This window comes from Streptomyces spinoverrucosus (assembly GCF_006539505.1).
Taxonomy (GTDB): Bacteria; Actinomycetota; Actinomycetes; order Streptomycetales; family Streptomycetaceae; genus Streptomyces; species Streptomyces spinoverrucosus.
On record NZ_BJND01000026.1, the window covers coordinates 1 to 19,683 of the forward strand.

The 19,683-nt window shown below is 71.4% G+C and carries 18 protein-coding genes; 8 read left to right on the forward strand and 10 right to left on the reverse strand.

Translation table 11 applies throughout. The annotated features are described in order from the left end of the window. The 3 genes from SSP24_RS19095 to SSP24_RS19105 form a co-directional block, all read right to left on the reverse strand. Nucleotides 1–1,737, reverse strand: a 1,737-nt coding sequence (locus SSP24_RS19095; RefSeq protein ID WP_141310858.1) for an ABC transporter ATP-binding protein, incomplete at its 3' end; no start/stop codon positions are given. Then, entirely contained in the window at nt 1,734–3,599 is a 1,866-nt protein-coding gene (locus SSP24_RS19100; protein WP_229865493.1) for an ABC transporter ATP-binding protein, read from the reverse strand. The genes SSP24_RS19095 and SSP24_RS19100, both read right to left, overlap by 4 nt. A 164-nt stretch (nt 3,600–3,763) precedes the next feature. After that, a complete protein-coding gene (locus tag SSP24_RS19105) occupies nt 3,764–4,765 on the reverse strand; it encodes an Lrp/AsnC family transcriptional regulator (RefSeq protein WP_141310860.1) in 1,002 nt (333 codons plus the stop codon). Between the two features lie 95 nt (nt 4,766–4,860). On the opposite strand from SSP24_RS19105, the gene SSP24_RS19110 reads away from it, so the two are divergent. Then, complete coding sequence (locus SSP24_RS19110; RefSeq protein ID WP_141310861.1) at nt 4,861–6,351, forward strand: MFS transporter; 1,491 nt, start codon at nt 4,861–4,863, stop codon at nt 6,349–6,351. Here the strand turns inward: SSP24_RS19110 and SSP24_RS19115 are convergent. The 4 genes from SSP24_RS19115 to SSP24_RS19130 all read right to left on the reverse strand — a co-directional run bounded on the left by SSP24_RS19115 (nt 6,301) and on the right by SSP24_RS19130 (nt 9,592). Next, a complete protein-coding gene (locus tag SSP24_RS19115; RefSeq protein WP_141310862.1) occupies nt 6,301–7,134 on the reverse strand; it encodes a class I SAM-dependent methyltransferase in 834 nt (277 codons plus the stop codon). The two genes, SSP24_RS19110 and SSP24_RS19115, sit on opposite strands and share 51 nt — an antisense overlap. Nucleotides 7,135–7,206: 72 nt before the next feature. Continuing rightward, nucleotides 7,207–8,238 carry an ABC-2 membrane transporter-related protein gene (locus SSP24_RS19120; protein WP_229865495.1) on the reverse strand — a complete coding sequence of 344 codons (1,032 nt, stop codon included), beginning with the start codon at nt 8,236–8,238 and terminating at the stop codon, nt 7,207–7,209. Beyond that, nucleotides 8,235–9,146, reverse strand: coding sequence for an ABC transporter ATP-binding protein (locus SSP24_RS19125; RefSeq protein WP_141310863.1), 912 nt, complete (start codon nt 9,144–9,146; stop codon nt 8,235–8,237). Before SSP24_RS19125 ends, SSP24_RS19120 begins: the two co-directional genes overlap by 4 nt. Beyond that, nucleotides 9,143–9,592 (reverse strand): GntR family transcriptional regulator, encoded by a 450-nt coding sequence (locus tag SSP24_RS19130; protein WP_141310864.1) that lies wholly within the window; start codon nt 9,590–9,592, stop codon nt 9,143–9,145. Before SSP24_RS19130 ends, SSP24_RS19125 begins: the two co-directional genes overlap by 4 nt. 247 nt (nt 9,593–9,839) lie before the next feature. Here SSP24_RS19130 and SSP24_RS19135 point away from each other — a divergent pair, with 247 nt between their 5' ends. Then, nucleotides 9,840–10,277 carry a hypothetical protein gene (locus SSP24_RS19135; protein ID WP_174864674.1) on the forward strand — a complete coding sequence of 146 codons (438 nt, stop codon included), beginning with the start codon at nt 9,840–9,842 and terminating at the stop codon, nt 10,275–10,277. Between the two features lie 41 nt (nt 10,278–10,318). Here the strand turns inward: SSP24_RS19135 and SSP24_RS19140 are convergent, their stop codons facing one another. Continuing rightward, the gene (locus SSP24_RS19140) at nt 10,319–11,074 is read right to left on the reverse strand and encodes a L,D-transpeptidase family protein (protein WP_141310865.1); all 756 of its coding nucleotides are present in this window, start codon (nt 11,072–11,074) and stop codon (nt 10,319–10,321) included. A gap of 293 nt (nt 11,075–11,367) precedes the next feature. Here SSP24_RS19140 and SSP24_RS19145 point away from each other — a divergent pair, with 293 nt between their 5' ends. Then, nucleotides 11,368–12,555: a beta-ketoacyl-[acyl-carrier-protein] synthase family protein gene (locus tag SSP24_RS19145; RefSeq protein ID WP_141310866.1), complete on the forward strand. Its 1,188-nt coding sequence runs from the start codon at nt 11,368–11,370 to the stop codon at nt 12,553–12,555. A gap of 36 nt (nt 12,556–12,591) precedes the next feature. Here the strand turns inward: SSP24_RS19145 and SSP24_RS19150 are convergent, their stop codons facing one another. After that, a complete protein-coding gene (locus SSP24_RS19150; RefSeq protein ID WP_141310867.1) occupies nt 12,592–14,751 on the reverse strand; it encodes an ATP-binding SpoIIE family protein phosphatase in 2,160 nt (719 codons plus the stop codon). A gap of 226 nt (nt 14,752–14,977) precedes the next feature. On the opposite strand from SSP24_RS19150, the gene SSP24_RS19155 reads away from it, so the two are divergent. From SSP24_RS19155 to SSP24_RS19175, 5 genes are all read left to right on the forward strand, one after another. After that, entirely contained in the window at nt 14,978–15,316 is a 339-nt protein-coding gene (locus SSP24_RS19155; RefSeq protein ID WP_141310868.1) for a helix-turn-helix domain-containing protein, read from the forward strand. Nucleotides 15,317–15,547: 231 nt separating this feature from the next. Then, on the forward strand, nt 15,548–15,751 hold the full coding sequence (locus SSP24_RS19160) for a cold-shock protein (protein WP_007383480.1): 204 nt from the start codon (nt 15,548–15,550) through the stop codon (nt 15,749–15,751). 275 nt (nt 15,752–16,026) lie between these two features. Further along, nucleotides 16,027–17,511 carry a DEAD/DEAH box helicase gene (locus SSP24_RS19165; RefSeq protein ID WP_141310869.1) on the forward strand — a complete coding sequence of 495 codons (1,485 nt, stop codon included), beginning with the start codon at nt 16,027–16,029 and terminating at the stop codon, nt 17,509–17,511. Nucleotides 17,512–17,591: 80 nt separating this feature from the next. Then, complete coding sequence (locus tag SSP24_RS19170; RefSeq protein WP_141310870.1) at nt 17,592–17,879, forward strand: SCO5918 family protein; 288 nt, start codon at nt 17,592–17,594, stop codon at nt 17,877–17,879. Between the two features lie 66 nt (nt 17,880–17,945). Beyond that, the gene (locus SSP24_RS19175; RefSeq protein ID WP_141310871.1) at nt 17,946–18,323 is read left to right on the forward strand and encodes a GvpU-like protein; all 378 of its coding nucleotides are present in this window, start codon (nt 17,946–17,948) and stop codon (nt 18,321–18,323) included. A gap of 10 nt (nt 18,324–18,333) precedes the next feature. Here SSP24_RS19175 and SSP24_RS19180 read toward each other — a convergent pair whose 3' ends face one another. Continuing rightward, entirely contained in the window at nt 18,334–19,623 is a 1,290-nt protein-coding gene (locus SSP24_RS19180; RefSeq protein ID WP_141310872.1) for a peptidase, read from the reverse strand. Nucleotides 19,624–19,683 lie beyond the last annotated feature (60 nt).

Genomic DNA, 19,683 nt, shown 5'->3' on the forward strand with positions numbered 1-19,683 from the left:
GGGGACCCGCCAGTGGCGGGCGCGGGTCTGGGCCGACCACATGGCCGCGTACCTGCCGTCCGCCTCCAACAAGGCCGTGTGCGTGCCGTGTTCGGTGATCCGGCCGTCCTCCAGGACGAGGATCTGGTCCGCCCCGGCCACGGTGGACAGCCGGTGCGCGATGACGAGCACGGTCTTGTCGGCCACCAGCGCGTCGACGGCCTGCTGCACCGCCACCTCGCTCTCGGTGTCCAGCGCTGCGGTGGGCTCGTCCAGCAGCACGATCGGCGCGTCCTTGAGGATGGCCCGGGCGATGGAGATGCGCTGGCGTTCCCCGCCGGAGAGCCGGGCGCCGATCTCGCCCACGCGGGTGTCGTAGCCGTGGGGCAGCCGGGAGACGAAGGTGTGGACGTTCGCCGCGCGTGCCGCCGACTCGATCTCCTCGCCGGTCGCGTCCGGGCGGGCCATGGCGATGTTGGCCCGGATGGTGTCGTCGAAGAGGTAGACGTCCTGGAAGACGACGGACACATGGCGGTAGATCTCCGCCGGGTCGAGGTCCCGCAGGTCCTTCCCGCCGATCCGGACGGTGCCGTGGGCCGGGTCGGCGTAGCGGGTCAGCAGTCGGGTGACGGTCGTCTTGCCGGAGCCGGATGGGCCGACCAGAGCCGTGAGGCTGCGCTGCGGCGCGGTGAAGGTGAGTCCGGCGAGGACGGGCGGGCCGTCGTCGCCGTATCGGAAGGTGACGTCCTCGAAGGCGAGGTCGAAACGCTCGATGCGCGCGTCCGGGTCTCCGGCCGGCAGCGGGCGGGAGTCGAGGACCTCGCCCACACGCTCCATGGCCGCGTCGGTGAGTTCGAACAGGGAGGTCATCGAGGCGGCGGTGGCCAGCGGTTCGGCGAAGCGCACGGCACCGGCGGTCACCGCGAACAGCAGCGGCGCGGACATCCGCAGGTCGAGGACGAGGGCCGCGCCGACGGCGGCCATCGCGACCAGGCAGATCTGCACCGTTCCGGCGGCCAGCGCCCCCGGCCGGGTGAGCCCCTGCTGGATCTTGGTCATCACCCGGCCCTGGTCCTCCAGCGCCTCGGTCAGCCGCTGGGAGGCGTGCCCCACCTGGCCGGTCGCCTTGAGTACGGGCAGGCCCTGCACGTACTCCACGATCCGGTCGGCGGCCCGCGCGTCCGCCGCGTCCACCCGCCGGAACCCGGAGCCGGACAGCCGCTGCATCCGCCGTACGAAGAACACCGCGAACGGCGTCGAGACGGCGAGGACCAGGCCGAGCCGCCAGTCGAGCGCGAGGATCACCACGCCGAGCACCGCAGGCACGGTGACCAGCTGCAGGAACAGCAGGCCGATGGTGGAGATGCCCATGGTGGCGTTGGCGGCGTTGCCGCCGACCACGGTCGTCAGGTCTCCCGTGGCCCGGCGCTCCAGCTCCTGCTGGGGCATGGTGCGCAGCCGTTCACCCAGCCGCAGCCGTACGTCGGCCAGGACGTCCGCCCAGTGCCCGTACTGGAACCGCAGTTCGTACAGGCGCAGCGCGGTCTCGATCGCCCAGCAGGCGGTGAAGACGGCGACCCAGCCCCAGGCGGCGGCCTCGTCGACCTCGGGGCGGGACAGCTCGTAGAGGAGGGGGACGAGCGTGGTGTAGGCGGCCGCCTGGGCGAGGGAGGCGAACAGGGAGGACAGCAGGCAGCGCGCGTACTGCCGTCGGTAGCTTCCCGCCGAGAGCATCATCAGACGCAGGATGCGCTTCATGACCGTACCGCCGTTTCCTCGTCCGTCTTCGTGCCGTGCGTGGTCGTGCCGTGCGTGGTCCTGCCGTGCGTGTCCAGGCCCCAGGAGCGGGCGCGCTGGTGGTGGTCCCACAGGCGGGCGTAGCGGCCGCGCAGGTCCAGCAGTTGCCGGTGGGTGCCGCGTTCGGTGATCCGGCCCTCGTCGAGTACGACGATCTGGTCGGCGTCGACCACGGTGGACAGCCGGTGGGCGATCACCACGACCGTGCGGTCGCGGGTCAGTTCGGCGATGGCGTCCTGGATGGCCGCCTCGTTCTCCGGGTCGGCGAACGCCGTCGCCTCGTCGAGGACGACGACGGGGGCGTCGGCCAGGACGGCGCGGGCGATGGTGACGCGCTGCCGCTGCCCGCCCGACAGGTGCGCGCCGCGCTCGCCGACCGGGGTGTCGTAGCCCTGGGGCAGCGCGCGGATGAAGTCGTGCGCCTGGGCGGCGCGTGCCGCGGCCCGTACCTGCTCGTCGGTGGCGTCGGGGCGGGCGAGCCGGATGTTCTCGGCGATCGTGCCCTGGAGCAGGAACGGGTCCTGGAAGACCAGGGAGACGTGGCGCAGCAGGGACTGCGCCGGTATCCGGCGTACGTCCACGCCGCCCACGCTCACCTCGCCCTCGGTGACGTCCCAGAAGCGGGGGATCAGCCGGGCGATGGTCGACTTGCCCGACCCGGACGGACCGACCAGGGCGCACACGGTGCCGGCCGGGATGTCGAGGTCGATGCCCTCCAGGGCCGGGCGGCTCTCGCCGCCGTAGGTGAAGGTGACGCCGGTGAAGCGGATCGAGCCGTCGGCCGGATCGCGCGGCTGGTCCGGCTCGGGCAGGGGCGGTGTGTCCAGCACGTCGGCGATCCGGGCGGCGGCGGCCGTCGACTCGTTGATCTGGTGGGTCAGTTGCATCAGCGGCATGACCGACTCGACGGGCAGGGTGCCCACGACCAGCGCCCCGATCAGGGCCGCCGGGGACATCGAGCCGTCCGCCGTCAGCCAGGTGCCGACGGCGAGCACGAGCACCAGCGTGGGCAGCGGAGCGATGGCCACCCGGGAGAGGATCATGGCGGGCTTGCTGGTGTTCTGCCAGGCGGTGGTGGCGGCGGTGAAGTCGTGGACGCGCTCGGCGAACCGGCGGAAGGAGCCCGTGCCGTCGTCGAACGTGCGGACCACCGGCATGCCCTGCACGAACTCGACCACGGCGGCGTTGATCGCCTCGTTGGCCTCGTCGTAGCGGCGCCGGTTGTCGCCGTAGTCGCGGGTGGCGAGGCGCATGCCGACGATCACGATCGGCACGATCGCCAGCGCCGCGAGCAGCAGCCGCCAGTCCAGCACGCCGAGCGCGACCAGGGCGGCCACGGGCTGGGCGATGCCGAAGCCCAGCATGGGGGTGGAGTCGGCCACGGCGGCGTGCAGGGCTCGTACGTCGTCCTGCGCCACCTTCTTCACGGCGCCGGCGCCGAGCCGCTGCACCTCGCCCAGCGGCAGCCGTCCGAGGTGCTCGGCCAGCCGGGTGCGCAGGTGGACTTCGAGGTCGTACGACGCGATGTGCGAGATGTGGAACGACCAGGCCCGCAGCCCGAACCGGGCGAGCAGGCCGGCGAGCGCACCGGCCAGGAGCAGCGCCACCGTCCAGCCGTCCGGGTCGGCGGCGAGCAGTTCGCGCAGGGCCAGGGCGACCAGGGTGAAGCCCGCCACGCCGAGCACGGCGGCCAGGGCGGCGAGAACGATCGCGGTGACGAGGCGGGGGCGCACCGGCTCCAGGACACGGATCAGGGCCTGGCCGGGGGTCGGCTCGGCGACGGGCTCCGGCGGCCGGTCGGTGGTTCGCGTGGTGGTCGTCACCGGGGGCTCCTTGGTTGTTGGGTCGCTGTGTACGGCGTACGCGTGGGTGCGGGCTGGATTGATGGCACTTTTGAGCGGGTTGACGCCAACGTGCGTGAACATCTACTAGTTAGGTTCACCTAAGAAAGTGCGTACATAGTAAACACGAGGCGTCGAGATGTCTCTCACACGTTGCGACGGCGGATTGCGCCGGTTCGAGCCGCGGACGGGAGCGGGCCCGCTGCCTTGATCGTGCGCAGGATGGGGGCCGTTTCCAGGCTGCGGATCGCTTCCAGGGACCCCACCTTTTCGATGAGGTAGCGATGCAGGGCTGCCGGGTCGGGGCACAGGGCCTCGGCCACCAGGTTGCTGGGGCCGGTGACGGCGGCCACGTAGGCGAGTTCGGGGTGCCCGGCCAGTGTGCGGGCGACGTGGTCGAGGTGGGCGGGGCCGACGGCCATCCACAGCATTGCCTGTGTGGTGACGCCCAGCAGGGCGGCGTCGAGATCGACGTCGAAGAAGAGTGCGCCGCCGGCCCGCAGGTCGGCCAGCCGGCGGGCAACGGAGGCGGGCGACCAGCCGGTGGCCGCGGCGAGGTCGGTGAGGGGGGCCCGGCCGTCGCGCCGGAGGGCGGCGAGCAGGTCGCCGTCGGCGGGGGTGAGGGCCTGCTGCGCGGGTCGGGCGGGCGCGGGGGCGGGCTGGAGGCGGCGGCGCTGCGCGGCGTCGAGAGTCTGCTCGCGGCCGTACCACGCCGTGGGTCCGCCGAGGTAGGTGTGCAGCACGCAGTGCGCGGAGACGGCGGTGATGCCGGCCGTGCGCGGGATGTCGTGCAGCAGCAGCGCATGTCCGGCCGGGCCGTCGGCGGTGGACGTGTGCACGACCGCGACGATCTCGGTGCCGCCCGAGGCCAGCATGACCCAGGAGGTGTCGGCGCGGCGGGCGAGCGCTGCCGCGAGGTCCTGCGCGGAGTGCGGGCCGGCGGTGAGCCTCAGCAGCCACTGCGTGCGCCCGGCCCGCTGGGGGTCGGCCAGACCCACCACCCGCAGCGACGCCTCGGCGCACAGCCGCCGGTAGCGGCGGGAGACGGTCTGCGTCGAGACGCCGAGAACCTCGGCGATCGTGCTGAACGGCGCCCGTCCGTCGATGTGCAGGGCGTGGATGAGACCGCGATCGATGTCGTCCAGCATGTGAGAATCATGCATTCAAGGCGGCATGGTGGAAAATTCGTTCACTCTGCTGGCGAAAGTGGAAGCGTCGTCGCGGCTTCGCGCACGGTCGCTCCATGCCGTACGAACCCACAACCACCACCCCCCACCCGCACCGGTGGGCCGCGCTGGCGGTGCTCCTGCTCGCCGAGGCGATGAACCTGCTCGACGCCACCGTCATGACCGTCGCCGCGCCGGTGATCCGTGCCGACCTCGGCGGCTCCGACGCCGCCATCCAGTGGTTCAGCGCCGCCTACACGCTGCCCTTTGCCGTCTTCCTGATCACGGGCGGGCGTCTGGGCGACATCGCCGGCCGCCGGCGGGTCTTCCGTGCCGGAATGGCCGCCTTCACCCTCGCCTCGCCGGCGTGCGCGCTGGCCCCGTCCACCGGGGCATTGATCGCCGTACGGGCCGTGCAGGGAGCCGCCGCGGCGCTCATCATCCCGCAGACCATCGGCATGATCCGTGCGCTGTTCGACGGCCGCGAGCTGGCTCGGGCCATGGGCTCGGTCGGCCCTGTCATGGGTCTGGCCGCCGTCACCGGTCCCGCGCTCGGCGGCGTGCTGACCCACGCCGATCTCTTCGGCTCCACGTGGCGCGCGGTGTTTCTCGTCAACGTCCCCCTCGGCGCCGCGGTCCTGCTGGCCAGTCCGTTGCTGCGCGAGGACCGTGCCGCCCGGCGGCCGCGCCTCGACCTCACCGGTACGGTGCTGGCGGTGCTGGGCACCGGTCTGGTCGTCCATCCCCTGATTCAGGGCGGCGCGTTGGGGTGGCCGGGCTGGTGCCGGGCACTGCCGGTCGTGGGCTGCGCACTGCTGGCCTGCTTCGCTCTCCATCAGCGGTGGCGCGGGCGGCGGGGTCGCAGCCCGCTGGTCGAGCCGAGCCTGTTCCGCGGGATCGGCTTCCCCGCCGCCCTGATGGCGTCCGTGCTCTTCTTCGCCGCGGTCAACGGTCTGATGCTGGTGATCGCGGTAGAGCTGCAAGTGGGGCTGCACAGCGACGTGCTGACGGCGGGCTTCACCCTGCTGCCGTGGTCGGTCGCGATGGCCCTGTCGTCCTGGGCCGCCGGCGCCTGGCTCGTACCGCGCTACGGTGCCCGCGTCATGTCCGTCGGCCTGCTGGCCCTGCTCGCCGGCACCGTGGCCGCGGCGGTGGTGTACGGCACCGGCCGGCCCGGCTCCTACCCGTGGCCGCTGCTCCCGGCGCTCGCGGTGGCCGGTCTCGGCCAGGGCCTGTACGCCGTGCCGTTCTTCACCACCGCCCTGCACCACGTCCGCCCGCACGAGACCGGCTCGGCGGCCGGCCTGCTCAACGCCGTCCAGCAACTCGGCGGCACCCTCGGCGTCGCCCTGCTCGGCAGCGTCTTCTTCCACACCGCCGCGTCCGGCGCGCACGGGAGCGCCGCGCTGACAGGTGCCCGGAACGCCTTCTGCGTAGCGGCCGTGCTGGTCCTCGCCACGGCTGCCGCCACCGCCTTCATCGGCCCGCGACAGCAGCGGAGTTCCACACCCGCCGGTCTACGGCCTGGCGTCGCGGGCAGGACGGACCGACTCGACGGCCAGGGGTGAGCGGCTGACGCGTATCTTCGACTGGCCGTGCGGGCGCTCCTCCCAGTCCTCCATGAAGCGCGCGTGCAGACCGTGCTTGCGCGCCAGGGCCAGCAGGGTCTCGGTGCGGTAGTAGAAGTCCTCGCGCAGCACCTGGTGTTCGGTGCCCTCGGTGCGGTCGAAGGTGAAGTCGAAGAAGCCGGTCGGCGTCAGCACGCGGCCGACGTGGGCCAGGCATTCCTCGATGACGTCCAGCGGCGAGTGGGAGAAGACGCTGTGCGCGTGGATGACGTCGAAATGGTCGCTGGGCAGGAAGTCCAGGGTGAGGTCGCCGGTGATGGTCAGGTGCGGCAGTTTGGCCTGGAGTTCGCGCTCGGTGAGGGTCTTCTTGGCGGCCATCAGGATGTCGGGCGAGATGTCGATGCCGTAGTAGTTGCCGGTGTCGAGGTGGTTGATGAAGCGCCAGCCGCCGCGCAGGTTGCCGCAGCCGATGTCGAGCATGCGGTGTTCGGGGCGCAGCCCGTGCTCGATGAGGTAGTCGAACTGCATCTGCCCGAGCGCCAGCCAGCGGTCGTGGCTCCGACTGCCGACCGCGACCTCCGGGTTGCGGCGGGTGTCCGAGGCCATGACGGCCCGGTAGTAGCCGACGTGGTCGCGGTGCTTCAGGCTCAGCCAGGCGTCTCGGCCGGCCCGGCTGAGGTACGGGACGACGCGGCCGGGGTGGCGCACGGCGTAACCGATCTTGTGAGTGAGGGCGGCGCGGTTGTTGCGCAGCTTCTTCGGTGACGTGGCGTCGGCGGGCATGGCGAAGCGACCTCCGTACAAAGGGGGACCCCGGGTGAGGGGATGAAGGGCGGATGCGGTGGTTCGGCGCGGTCAGATCCGGCGGCGCAGGAGCAGCACGGTGACGGCCGTGAGCAGGAGGGCGAGGCCACCGAGGACGGCGGTGTCGATCCACTGGAAGGTCCAGTAGTCGCCTGCGGGGTTGGCCTCGTAGAAGCGGGCGACGTACCCGTGCTGGGTCATGCACTCCTTGAGCTGAGCACCTGACGGGAAGGGGCAGTTCATCACGTCGTCGCGGCGGCCGGAGGCGGTGATCAGGCCGTAGTCACCGGTGGACCACTTCTCGCCCATGGGGGGCTTGGGGATGCTGCCGGCGCTGGTGTAGGTGTGCGGTGGTACCAGCAGGCGCGTCTTGTGCGTCCACTCCAGCAGAAGGGTCGTCGCCGCGGTCACCAGGACGGTCAGGCCCATCGCTTCCAGGACCCGGCGGGTCAGCAGCCCCAGCAGCGTGCCCGCCGCCAGGCCGAACAGGGCAGCTGCGACGACCCGCGGGCCCGAGCCGCTCAGGGCCGTGGTCTCGTACCAGAACAGGCCGAAGCTCCGGTCGGCGGCCGGTCGCCACCACCACGCGAACACTCCCGCGAGCAGCCCGGAGAGGACCACCGTGGTCACCGCGGCGAGAGCGAACCGGGAGGCGAACCACTGGCCTCGGCTCACGCCCTGGGCGAGGACCATGCGGTGCGTGCCCAGTTCGCGGTCGCGGCCCAGCAGGGGGGCGCCCCAGAAGACGCCGATGATGACGGGCAGGGCGATGTTCAGCGTGCCGAGGTACGTCAGCGGCTCGATGTCCAGCAGGAGGGGCAGGCCGGTGTCGGACTGCGTGCAGGACAGCGGCCCGGGATCGCAGTGGTCGAACAGCCCGCTGCGCAGGGCGTCCAGCATGCCCGAGCGGGAGTACGCGGCGATCGCCGCGGCGGTGGCCAGTACGGCCGCGCCGATGCCGACCAGTACCCGCTGCTGACGCCAGGCGAGCCAGAGGGAGCCGTTCCAGAGGGTGCCGTATCGGGGAGAGCCGTACCGGGGCGAGCCGGGCCTGGGGGAGCCGGGCCTGGGGGAGCCGTTCACGCCGCCGCCTCCGTCCGCTTCGCGTCGGCCGGGCGCACCGTGTCGCCGGCCGCGAGGTAGCCGCTCAGGATGTCCTCCAGCCTGGGCCGCTCGACGTGCCAGTCGCCGCGCAGCGGTCCACGCTGCCGTATCAGGGTGGTCATCTGTCTGCCACTGGCACGGCGGCGTACGACGGTGTGCGGTGCGGTCAGGGTGTCGTCCTGGTCGGCGCGTCCGGTCAGTACGGCGTGGCTCTCGCGCAGCGCCTCGACGTCCTCGCTCAGCTCGACGCGGCCGTCCCGCAGCAGCAGCACCCAGTCGCAGGTCTGCTCCAGTTCGGGCAGGACGTGCGAGGACAGCACGATGCTCGTGCCGTGCTCGGCGGCCTCGGTCATCAGCGTCGCCATGATCTCGCCTCGTGCCACGGGGTCGAGGTCGGCCATCGGCTCGTCGAGCAGCAGCAGTTCGGGCCGCTTGCCGAGCGCCAGGGCGAGCGCGACGCGGGTGCTGTGTCCGGGGGACAGCTCGCCGACGCGGGCGGCGAGCGGGATGCCGCCCTCGCGGACGATCTGCTCGGCGGCCGCCCGGTCCCACGTGGAGTTCAGCTTCTCGCCCATGCGCAGGGTGTCCGCCACGGTGAAGCGGGGGTAGAGCGGCTTGTCCTGGGTGAGCAGGGAGACCCTGGTGCGCGCGTCGGGTGTCCCCGGTACGGCGTCCAGTACGCGCAGCTCCCCGGTGCCGGGGCGCAGGTGGCCGCCGGCCAGGTGCAGCAGGGTGCTCTTGCCGGCGCCGTTGCGTCCGACGAGGGCGGTGATACGGCCGCTGGGCACGGTGAACTCGCAGTCCCGCAGGGCCCAGCCGCCCCGCGCCCGGTACCGGAATCCGAGTCCCGTGGCGCGCAGCGCGGCCGGCGCGTCAGGCCCGGTCATGCGTCCTCCTCTTTCCGCTCCCGGTCGCCCGGGGTGTGGCTGTTCTGCTCGTTGCTGTTGTCGTGGGCGTCCAGGGCGGCTGTGACCAGGGCCAGGATGTCGGCCCGTTCCAATCCCGCCGCCCGTGCGCGTGCCGTCCATTCGGTGAGCTCCGCGCGCAGGGGCGAGGCGTCCTCCGCGCCGGGCCGCGCGAGCGACCGCGTCACGAAGGTCCCCAGTCCGCGGCGCAGTTCGACCAGGCCGGCCTGCTCCATGTCGCGGTAGGCCCGCAGCACGGTGTTGGGGTTGATGGCGGTGGCCGCCACCACCTCCTTGGCCGTGGGCAACTTGTCCCCGACCTTCAACGTGCCCATCCGAAGCGCTCGTTCGGTCTGCTCGACGATCTGCACATAGGCCGGTACGCCGCTGCCACGGTCGATCCGGTACTCGACCACGTCACCTTCCACCGTTTTCAGTGAGCTTCGTTTTCAGTGTGCTTCCATTAATGAATTAGCACAAGCATGGTGGAGGCGTCGCGGGAATGTCAATCAGGAGCAGAACCCGAGCGGCGCTCGTCGTCGCCGTCGCCCTGACCCTCGCCGCGGTGGGCCAGCAGCTCCTGCTGATCGTCGGCCTGGGCGCCCTGCTGCCCGGCCTGCAGTCCTGGCCCTGGCGGCCGGAATCTGGGCCGGGCTCCAGGACCACGAGCCGTACATGGCCCACGAGGAGGCCGTGTACGCCAACAAGGCCCGCTCCTGGGCCGACGGCACCCCCGACGCGGGCTGGGGCCCCGACCGCCTCAGCCGCTCCACCGTCCCGGTCGCCGAGCGGCTCGCGGCGGACGGCCCCTGCCTCCTGGTCACCGGCTACGAACCGGAGATGGGCTGGTACTCGGGCTGCGACGCGGTCACCTACGCCCAGTACCGCCGCCTGACCCCGCCCCCGGGAACCCGCGTAACCCTGGTCCTCTTCGAACACGGCCGCCTGCAACCGCACGCCGCCGCCCTGGCCCGCCTCATCGGCAACCGTGACACCACGGTCCGCCCGATCCCGACGGAGGGCACGCTGGGCACGGCGGCAGCGATCACGCTGGGCCAGGACGGACGCGATCACCGACGCCCTGGCCCAGGCGTGGACACGGACAGGCCCTAGTTGTAACTCGACGCAGCCACTTTGTACTTGGTTCGCTCGCGTCAGCGTTGGAGAGACGCGGCGTCCCCCATGACGACCACCGGGTGCTGGGCGGGATCGAGGGTCCGCAGCAGCTCCCGCATGTGTTGCTGCGCCACGCTCACGCAGCCCTGTGTGGGCCCGCCGTGGTCGACGTGCAGCCAGATGCCGCCGCCCTTGTCCGCGCCGAGTGGGCGGGTCCAGTCGAGGGGTGAGGTGCCGGGTTGGCGGTTGTAGTTGATGGCCACGACGTAGTCGAAGGAGCCCGCGAGTGGCTCGCCTTCGAAGCCGGTGCCGTTGATGGTGAATCCGCGCCCTTGGTGGTACGGCAGTTTGGTGCCGGGGTCGGTGAGCAGCCCGCCGGCGTCGGTGAGGGTGAACACGCCGATGGGTGAGCGGAGATCGCCGACGCGGTGGTCGTCCGTCCAGCCTTTGAGGGCGTTGTGGGCCGGCCAGGTTGGTCCCGGTTCCCAGCCCGTGCCGGTGCGTCGGTAGAGCACCACCTGTGACGTGGGGGAGTTCTTGTCCTGGCCGGTGACCAGGACGACCTGGCGTGTGTTGTCGGGGACTTCGGCCATGGTCCGGGGTCCCAGGCCGGGCAGCCGTGCCGGGCTGGTGCTGCTCGGGGAGGCCTGCTCGGGACTGGCGGGGGTCGTGCCGGGGGCGGTGGTCGCGGAGGCCGTCCCGGCGGTCATCCCCGTTCCGCCGCACCCGGTGAGCGCGAGGAGCAGGGCCAGGCCTGCGGCCGGTATCCCGAGACGACGCGTTGATGAAGCCATGATCGTCAGGCTGACGGAGATGTGTGAGGAACTCGTCAGCGCCGGACTCCGGACCCGGACCTTCCGCAGTGTGCGCCGTGTCACACACATTGCAAACTGCCCAAGTTGCTCAGATCACAGCGTAAATGTCCATTTGGCCCTCATGCTCGAAACGGATGCCGACGCCCTAAGTGGGGCGTATCGGTATCGACTTGGACGCGAAGTGCTGAAGTGATGCATGGCACATGGCACATGACGCATGACACAGCATTCGTGACGTTCTCCCCCCTTTTCCCTGTAGAAAGGTGCCAATTGTGGCCGCTTACCTGTGCCCTCCTGCCGTGATACATGGCAAGCACACCGTGGAGACCAGCCAGATCGTGGCGGAAGTGCGCGGCCGGCACCCGCACGCGGCGTGGGCGCCGCGGATCGACGGCATCGCGGCCAGTACGGGCATCGAAACCCGCGGGTGGATGCTGCCACTGGAGACCGCCGTCGCGCCCGGCAACGGGAGCGGCCTGCCGGCCGCCAGCATCGGGCCGGCCCGAGAGGCGCTGGCCCGCGACGGGTTCACCGAGCAGGACGTGGACCGCGTGATCGCCGCCCTTGAGGCGATACCCGCGCCGCAGACCGTCCAGGAGCGCACCGCGCCGGCCTGGGCGGCCGTGCAGTCCTACGGCGAGCATGCGGCGCGCGGGGCCCTGCAGATCGCCGGGCTGGACGCCGCGGACGTGGACTGCCTGATCACCAGTCACTCCACCACCCCGGCGCTGCCGGGGCTGGACGTCACCCTGGCCAACAAGCTCCCGCTCCGAGGTGACGTGATGCTGCTGCCGGCCACGCAGTGGGCCTGCATCGCCGGGACCCGCTCCCTGGCGCTGGCGGCGGATCTCGTGGCCGCGGACCCCGACCGGGTGGTCCTGGTCGTGATCGCGGAGGCGCTGAGCACGACCTACCAGCCCGCGGACGACACTCTGGAGTCCTTGATCGTCCGGTTGCTGTTCGCGGACACCGCGGTCGCCGCGGTGGTCACGGGCCGCCCGAGGCCCGAGTCGATACTGCGGCTGGACGCCGCCTGGCACCACACTCTGCCCGGCACCCAGGACCTGCACCGCCTGGAGACACGGGCGGACGGCACCCACTTCGTGATGGACCGGCGCGGGCCGCGCGCCGTACAGGAGACGGTCACCGCGATGTGGGAGTGGTTGCGCGTCCGCTACCAGGACGACCCCGACTCCTGGCACCCCGACGTTCTGCTCGCGCACCCCGGCGGGACCCGGGTGCTGGAGTACATGGAGCAGACGATGCCCGACGGGTGGCCGTCGGGGCTGCTGGACCACAGCCGGGACAGCTACACCAGCGGCAACCGCGGAGGCGCCGCCGTGTTCGACATCCTGCGCAGGGCGCACGACGCCGGGCGGCAGAAACCGGGCGATCGTGCCGTCCTGTACGCGGCGGCCCCCGGCCTCACGGCCACCGCCCTGGCAGGGGAGTGGCTGTAGCGCGAGCGGACCCCACCCGCCCCACCCGCGCCCGCGTCACCTCGCGACCGCCGCCCAGACCACTTTGCCGGTGTCCGTCCACCGCACCCCCCACCGGGTGGTCAGGCTGTGTACGACGTGCAGGCCACGACCACCGTCGTCGAGGAGCCCGGTGCGGCCCAGCCGCGGCCTGCCGTTGCCGGTGTCGCCCACCTCGCACAGCAGCCCGTGGCCGGCCCTGATCAGCCGTACCGTGATGGGTCCGCGGGCGAAGCGGACCGCGTTGGCGACCAGCTCGCTGACCACCAGCAGCACGTTGTCCCGGGTGTCGTCCCTGGTGCGCCACTGCCCCAGCAGCGCGGCGACCAGCGTGCGGGCCCGGGCGGCCGCGTCGTCGCGGGCGGGCAGACGCCAGGTCGCGGTGTCCCCCTTGCGGTAGCCGATCATGCGCGCGAGCAGCAGGGTCACGTCGTCGCGCCGGCGCACAGGCGCCACCGCGGCGACCACGCGCCGCGCGGCCTGCTGCAGCGAATCCCAGGGGTGCACCGTGGACACGGCGTCCGCCAGCCTGCCGATGCCCTCGTCGATCGATACGGCGGGATCCTCCACCAGGCCGTCGGTGTAGAGGGCGAGCAGCGAGCCCGGGGGTGCGGCGAACGCGTGCACGTCGAACGGTTCCCGCAGCGCGAACTCGGCGCCCAGGCCGGGGTGGGTGCGGACCGCGAGCGGGGCGGCCGTCCCGTCGGGAGGCACCAGGACCGGGGGCAGATGGCCGGCGCTGGACAGTGCCACGTGGTGGCCGACGGGGTCGTACACGGCGATGCAGCAGGTCGACCCGAGGGCGCTGTAGCCGGCCGCCAGCCCGGACTCCGCGTCGTCCAGCAGGCTCACGGTCTCGTCCAGGTGCTCCAGCACCTCGTCGGGCGCCAGCCCCGCGGACAGCAGCGCGCGGGCCTCCATGCTCAGCTGCCCCATGGTGGCCGCGGCTCCCAGGCCGTGCCCGACGACGTCACCGACCACCAGGGCGGTACGGCCGTCCGGTAGCGGAAAGCTGTTCACCCAGTCACCGCCGACGCCCGCGCTGTCGGGGGTGGTGGGCTGGTAGACGCTGGCCGTCTCGATGGTGTCGCCGCCGGCCCGTGGCAGCAGCCGGCGCTGCAACGCCAGCACCTGCGTGTGCTCGCGCTGGTGCTGACGGGCCAGGTCGACGTGGTGAGAGGTCCTGGCCACCAGTTCCTGCAGGTCCAGCAACTCGTTGTTGGCGAAGGGCCGGTCCGCCCGCCGCCAGACCTCCGCCACACCCAGAACGACGGGCGGCGCGCCGTCGAGGACCAGCGGTATGCACGCCACACCCGCCGCCCGGTCACCGGGCACCAGGGCACGCACCAGCCGCTGGGTGCCGAGTACCCGCTCGATCGTCTCCCGGTCGGGTATGACGATGGCCTGCGCGGCGTCGTCACGCCGTATTGCTTGCGACAGAAGGCGACTCGCATCGCCGGGAAGATCGTCGCCAGGAGTCACATAGCCATCGGGCCAGGCCCGGTCCGGCACCAGGGCCGCGCGCCGCAGCCGGATACGCCCCTGCGGCTGCCCGGTGACCCCCTCGCCCGTCCACACGGCGAAGTCGAGGTCGATGGCGGCCACGTCTCCCCAGGCCAGCAGAGACTCCGCCAGCGACTGCGCGGTCTCGCCGATGTCCAGCGACGTGCCGATCGCGGTCTCGGCGGCGAACAGGTGCAGCCTCCTGGCCATGGCGATCAGGGAGACGGTCAGGCCCTCCTGAGGCGCCGCGGCGGCCAGGATGCTCATCGAGACGACCAGCTCCGACCCGTCGCCGCGCCGCAGGCGCTGGACCCGGGCGACGTGCGGCTCACCGGTCGCGAGGACCTGCCGCAACCGCCGGGTGACCGTCGGTACGTCCCCGGGAGGCAGAAGATCGAGGAAAGGGCTCCCGGTCACGGCATCCAGTCCCGCGAAAACGGGGGCGTCCAGATTGCAGCGGGTGATTCTCAGATCCCGGTCCAGGTTGACCGCGCCGAGGATCTGCTCCTGACGGCCGGGTGCCGGGTCGGCGGGTACGTATTGGCGGACAGCGCGCTCGCCCTGCTCGTCGGCACCACGGGCCGCCGCCGCTCCGCCGCGCGGGATGTACTGCCCCAAGGCGCTGCTGACCATGTCGAACGGCGACGAAGACGAGGGGGAGGGTGTGGCGTCCATGCGGAGCTCTCTCAGCTCGCTTTCCTGACCGCACGCTCATTCAATAACACCCTGGGCCGCTTCGCCCACACCAGCTCATAGCGCAGTGAACCGGACAGTGATGGAGCCTGGCCGGTGCGGCAGAGAAAGTCTGTCCCGGCGAGGTCACATGTGCGTGCCTGCCGGAGTTAGGGTCGGAGCACGGGTGCACGCCCGGGTCCCTCGCCGCATCCGAAACGAAGGTGCTATGCCCGCTGAGAACGCCCCCGTCGCCGGGAACCTCGACGACGACGACTACCCCGCCTACACCATGGGGCGGGCCGCCGACGTTCTCGGCACCACCCCCGCCTTCCTCCGGGCCATCGGCGAAGCCGAACTGATCACTCCCCTGCGTTCGGAAGGCGGCCACCGCCGGTACTCCCGCCGCCAGTTGCGCATGGCCGCCCGGGCCCGCGAACTCGTCGACCAGGGCACTCCCATCGAGGCCGCGTGCCGCATCATCTCTCTGGAGGACCAGCTGGACGACGCCCTCCGCCTGAACCGGGAAATGCGCCGGAAGCTGGACGAACACGACGCGGATACCTAGTCCCGCGGGTACAGAAATACTGGGTGCGGGAGGATGAGAATTTTTGGTCGGTCCGAAAAACGCGTGGGGGTTTGCACCCGACCTGTGTTAACGTGATAGCAGTTGCAGTTTTGGTTGCCAGAGACTTGTTTCTTTGCAGAGCTTTCCGGATCTTTCCGGAGGGGTGATCATCGCGGCGACTCGGATCCGTAAAGTGCGGATTCCGGCACTGCCCCCCAAGGGAGATTCAATATGGCATCTGGCACCGTGAAGTGGTTCAACGCGGAAAAGGGCTTCGGCTTCATCGAGCAGGACGGCGGCGGCGCTGACGTGTTCGCCCACTACTCGAACATCGCCACCTCCGGCTTCCGCGAGCTTCAGGAAGGCCAGAAGGTTACCTTCGACGTCACGCAGGGCCAGAAGGGCCCGCAGGCGGAGAACATCGTTCCCGCCTGACGCTGACGCGAACCATGTAGCTGGGGCCCGCGCTCTTGGGGTGCGGGCCCCAGCTCATTGCTTTCCCGGATTCCCCGGATTTTCCGAATGCCTCGGATTCTCCGGACTCCCCGGATTCCCCGGACTCTCTGTATATCCCGGATTTTTGACAGCCCCGGCTTCAGCGCAGAGAGGCCCGGCTTTTCGCATGCCCTTCGGCTCATCCTTGTGAATCCGCGTGCAGCCCTGCACCGCAGCGGAGTTCCTCGATGCGCCGCATCGAGGAAGGTTCCTCCATGAACCGCACCCGTCGTACCGGCGGCCGTTCCGGTCGCTTCCGCACGGACAGAAGCGCCACGCGCTCGGCAGGCTCCGCTCGCGGCAACCGTTCCCGCCGGCAGGAGACAGGCGCCACCGCACGCCCACAGGAGTTCGCCCTGCCGGTCACCCTCACCGAGCCGCTGCCGGCGGTCGCGACGTTCGCCGAACTGGACATGCCCGCACGTCTGCTGACCACGCTCGGCGCCGAGGGCGTGACCGTGCCCTTCCCGATCCAGGCGGCCACGCTGCCGAACGCGCTGGCCGGACGGGACGTGCTGGGCCGCGGGCGCACGGGCTCGGGCAAGACACTCGCCTTCGGCCTGGCCGTGCTGGCCCGGCTGGACGGGCAGCGGGCCCAGCCCCGACAGCCCCTCGCCCTCGTCCTCGTACCCACCCGGGAACTGGCCCAGCAGGTCACCGACGCACTCGCCCCCTACGCCCGCGCCCTGTCGCTGCGGCTCGCCACCGTGGTGGGCGGCATGGCGATCGGCCGCCAGGCGAGTGCGCTGCGCGGCGGCGCCGAGGTCGTCGTAGCGACACCCGGCCGCCTCAAGGACCTCATCGACCGGGGCGACTGCCGGCTGGACCAGGTCGCCGTCACCGTTCTGGACGAAGCCGACCAGATGGCCGACATGGGCTTCATGCCGCAGGTGACCGCACTGCTCGACCAAGTGGGTTCCGGCGGCCAGCGGTTGCTGTTCTCGGCCACCCTGGACCGCAACATCGACCTGCTGGTACGCCGCTACCTCCACGACCCCGTGGTCCACTCGGTCGACCCGTCCGCGGGCGCCGTCAGCACGATGGAGCACCATCTGCTGCACGTGCACGACGCCGACAAGCACGCCACCGCGACCGAGATCGCGGCCCGCGACGGGCGAGTGATCATGTTCCTGGACACCAAGCACGCGGTCGACCGGCTGGCCAAGCACCTGCTGTCCGTCGGTGTGCGCGCCTCGGCCCTGCACGGCGGCAAGTCCCAGCCGCAGCGCAACCGGACGCTCGCGCATTTCAAGGACGGCCACGTCACGGTCCTGGTGGCCACCAACGTCGCCGCCCGCGGGATCCATGTCGACGACCTCGACCTCGTCGTCAACGTCGACCCACCCGGCGATCACAAGGACTACCTGCACCGCGGCGGCCGTACCGCCCGCGCCGGCGAGTCCGGCACCGTCGTCACCCTGGTCCTGCCGCACCAGCGTCGCGCGGTGGACCGTTTGGTGGCCGACGCCGGCATCACCGCGCGTGCCGTCCGGGTCCGCCCGGGCGAGGCCGAACTGCATCGCATCACCGGCGCCCGGACCCCCTCGGGCGTGCCCGTCACCGTCACCGCACCGGCCGCCGAGCAGAGCGAACGCACGGGATCCACCGGCCGTGGCCGGAGGAGACGGGGCACGGGCGGCGGCGGAAGCGGACGTACCACCGCCCGCACCCGTCGCTCCACCCCGAGGAACAACCCGTAGCCGGGCAGCGGGACTCGCTCCAGCGGTCAGTGCTACAGGTCCCCTGAAGGCGTTTCTCCCCCAACCCCGTGGAGGCATCCATGCGCTGTGTCATCGCCCGTTTCCCCTTCGACCTGACGAAGAGTGAGGTCGAGCAGTCGATGAGCGGCATCACGCCCGAGCCGGTCACCGGCGTGTCCGTGACCATCGGCCACCACGTCTACCCCGTGATGCAGGTCGGGGAAGTGATCACCAGGCAGAACCGCCGCGACTTCACCACCGGGGAGATGCGCCGGGCACTGACCCGCCTCGGCTTCAGCTGCCACGAGGCGCCCCCCGTCGCGCCGACCGAAGACAGGCGAGCCGACGAGGGCCTGCTCGGCTGGTGACGCCCCGATACCTGCCACGCCCCGACAGCCTTCGCCGGACCAGGCTGTCGGACTAGGCTCCTGAACATGAAGCATCCTGACGACCTGCTCGTCGCGATCGCCGCGATGGTGGAGTCGCAGCACAGCAGCCGGATGTCCCTGACCGTGGTGATCCCGGGAGCCGTCATCACGGGACGGCTGGCCCCGGAAGCCCTGTGGAAGGAGCGGGTGGCCGAAGTCCTGCGGGACTCCGAGCACCTGGGGCGGTTCGCCACCGCGTTCACCCCGCCCCAGGGCGACGACCACCGGCCAGAGCACGGCGACGGGCCCACCCACCTCCACTTCCACGTCGCCCGGATCCTCCAGGGCAGCTTCGGCATCCCCGAAACGGGAGGCATGTACCGCGTCGCGCTGAAGGACGTCAGCGCCTGGACGATCGGGGACATCGGCTACTCGGACCAGTGAGGGCCCCCGGTCAGGCGTTGGTGCCCGCCTTGCGGCGGCGGGCGATGACCACTGCGCCGGCGCCGAGCACGAGTGCCGCGCCGCTCGCCAGGGCGGCCTTCGGCAGAACGTCGCTCGAACCGGTCTCGGCGAGCGAGCCGTTGCCGGTGCTGTTGCCGCCGGATCCGTTGACCGGAGTGGTGGATACGCCGCCCTGCTCGGTGGTGTTGTCGGTCTTGCCCTCGGCGCCCTCGGCCTTGCCCGGGTCGCTGTCGCTGCCCTTGGCCAGGATCTGGAACTTGGAGTCGTCGAGGCCCGGGTAACCGCCGCACGACTCGTCCTCGTTGGCGTAGTCGGCCGAAACGTAGGCGGCGCCCTGCCCGGCCGGGATGTCCGCGTCGATCTTCAGCCGCAGCTTGACGTCGACCGAGGACTTCGGCTTGAGGGAGCCGACGGACCATTCGTCCAGCAGGTCGACGTCGCGCCAGTTCGGGCTCGCCGCCGTGGACCATTCCAGGTCGAGGTAGGAGTCGAGCTCCTTGAGGCCCTTGTCGTCGAAGGCGTGGACGGCTGCGTACGGGTACACCTCGTCCATCGTCTTGTCGGTGCCGTTGGTGAGGCGCAGCGTGAAGTTCTCCGTGGTTCCGCCGACGACCTTGTCCGGCAGCCCGGTGACGACCGCGGTGAGCTTGGGCTCGGGAACGCACTCGCCGCCCGGCTCCTGCCCCTGCTCGGCCTCGGCATCCGCCAGCGCCTTCTTCGCGTCGTCCAGCTTCTCCTTGGCCTCGTCCCTCGCCTGCTGGAGAAGGTGGATCTTCCGGGCCTGGGCGACGCGGGCATCGCTGTGGGTGGTCATCGCCTCGGCGGCCTTGGTGTCGGCGGCCGTCTTGGCCTCGGCGGCCACCTCGGCGGCCTTCTTGGCCTCGTCCAGTGCCGTCTGCGCGGTGGCCTTCTCCTCGTCGGTGGTGGCGGCGTCCAGCCTGGCCTGGGCGTCCACGACGGCCTGGTCGGCCTCGGTCTTGGCCTTGGCGGCGGCTTCGGCGGCCTTCTCGGCCTCGATGGCCGCGGCCTTGGTCGGGTAGGTGTCCGCCGACATGTCCTCCTTGAGGAACTTGACGGCGTCGTTCACCGCGATGACGGCGGCGTCGTACTCCTTCTGCGCGACGTCGACGGCCTGCTGGAGCTCTTCGATCGTCGGCTTCGCCTGCTGTGTCTGCGCGGCCGGCTTCTCGTCGGCGAAGGCGGGCGCGGCCGAGAGGAGGACGACCGGGGCGGTCACGGCGGCGGCGACGGCGGTTGCGAGAACACAGCGAATTTTCACAAAGGACCCCTGGTCGGGTGGCGGAAAGGATGCGAGGGGCATCGCGCCTGCGGAGTGCTC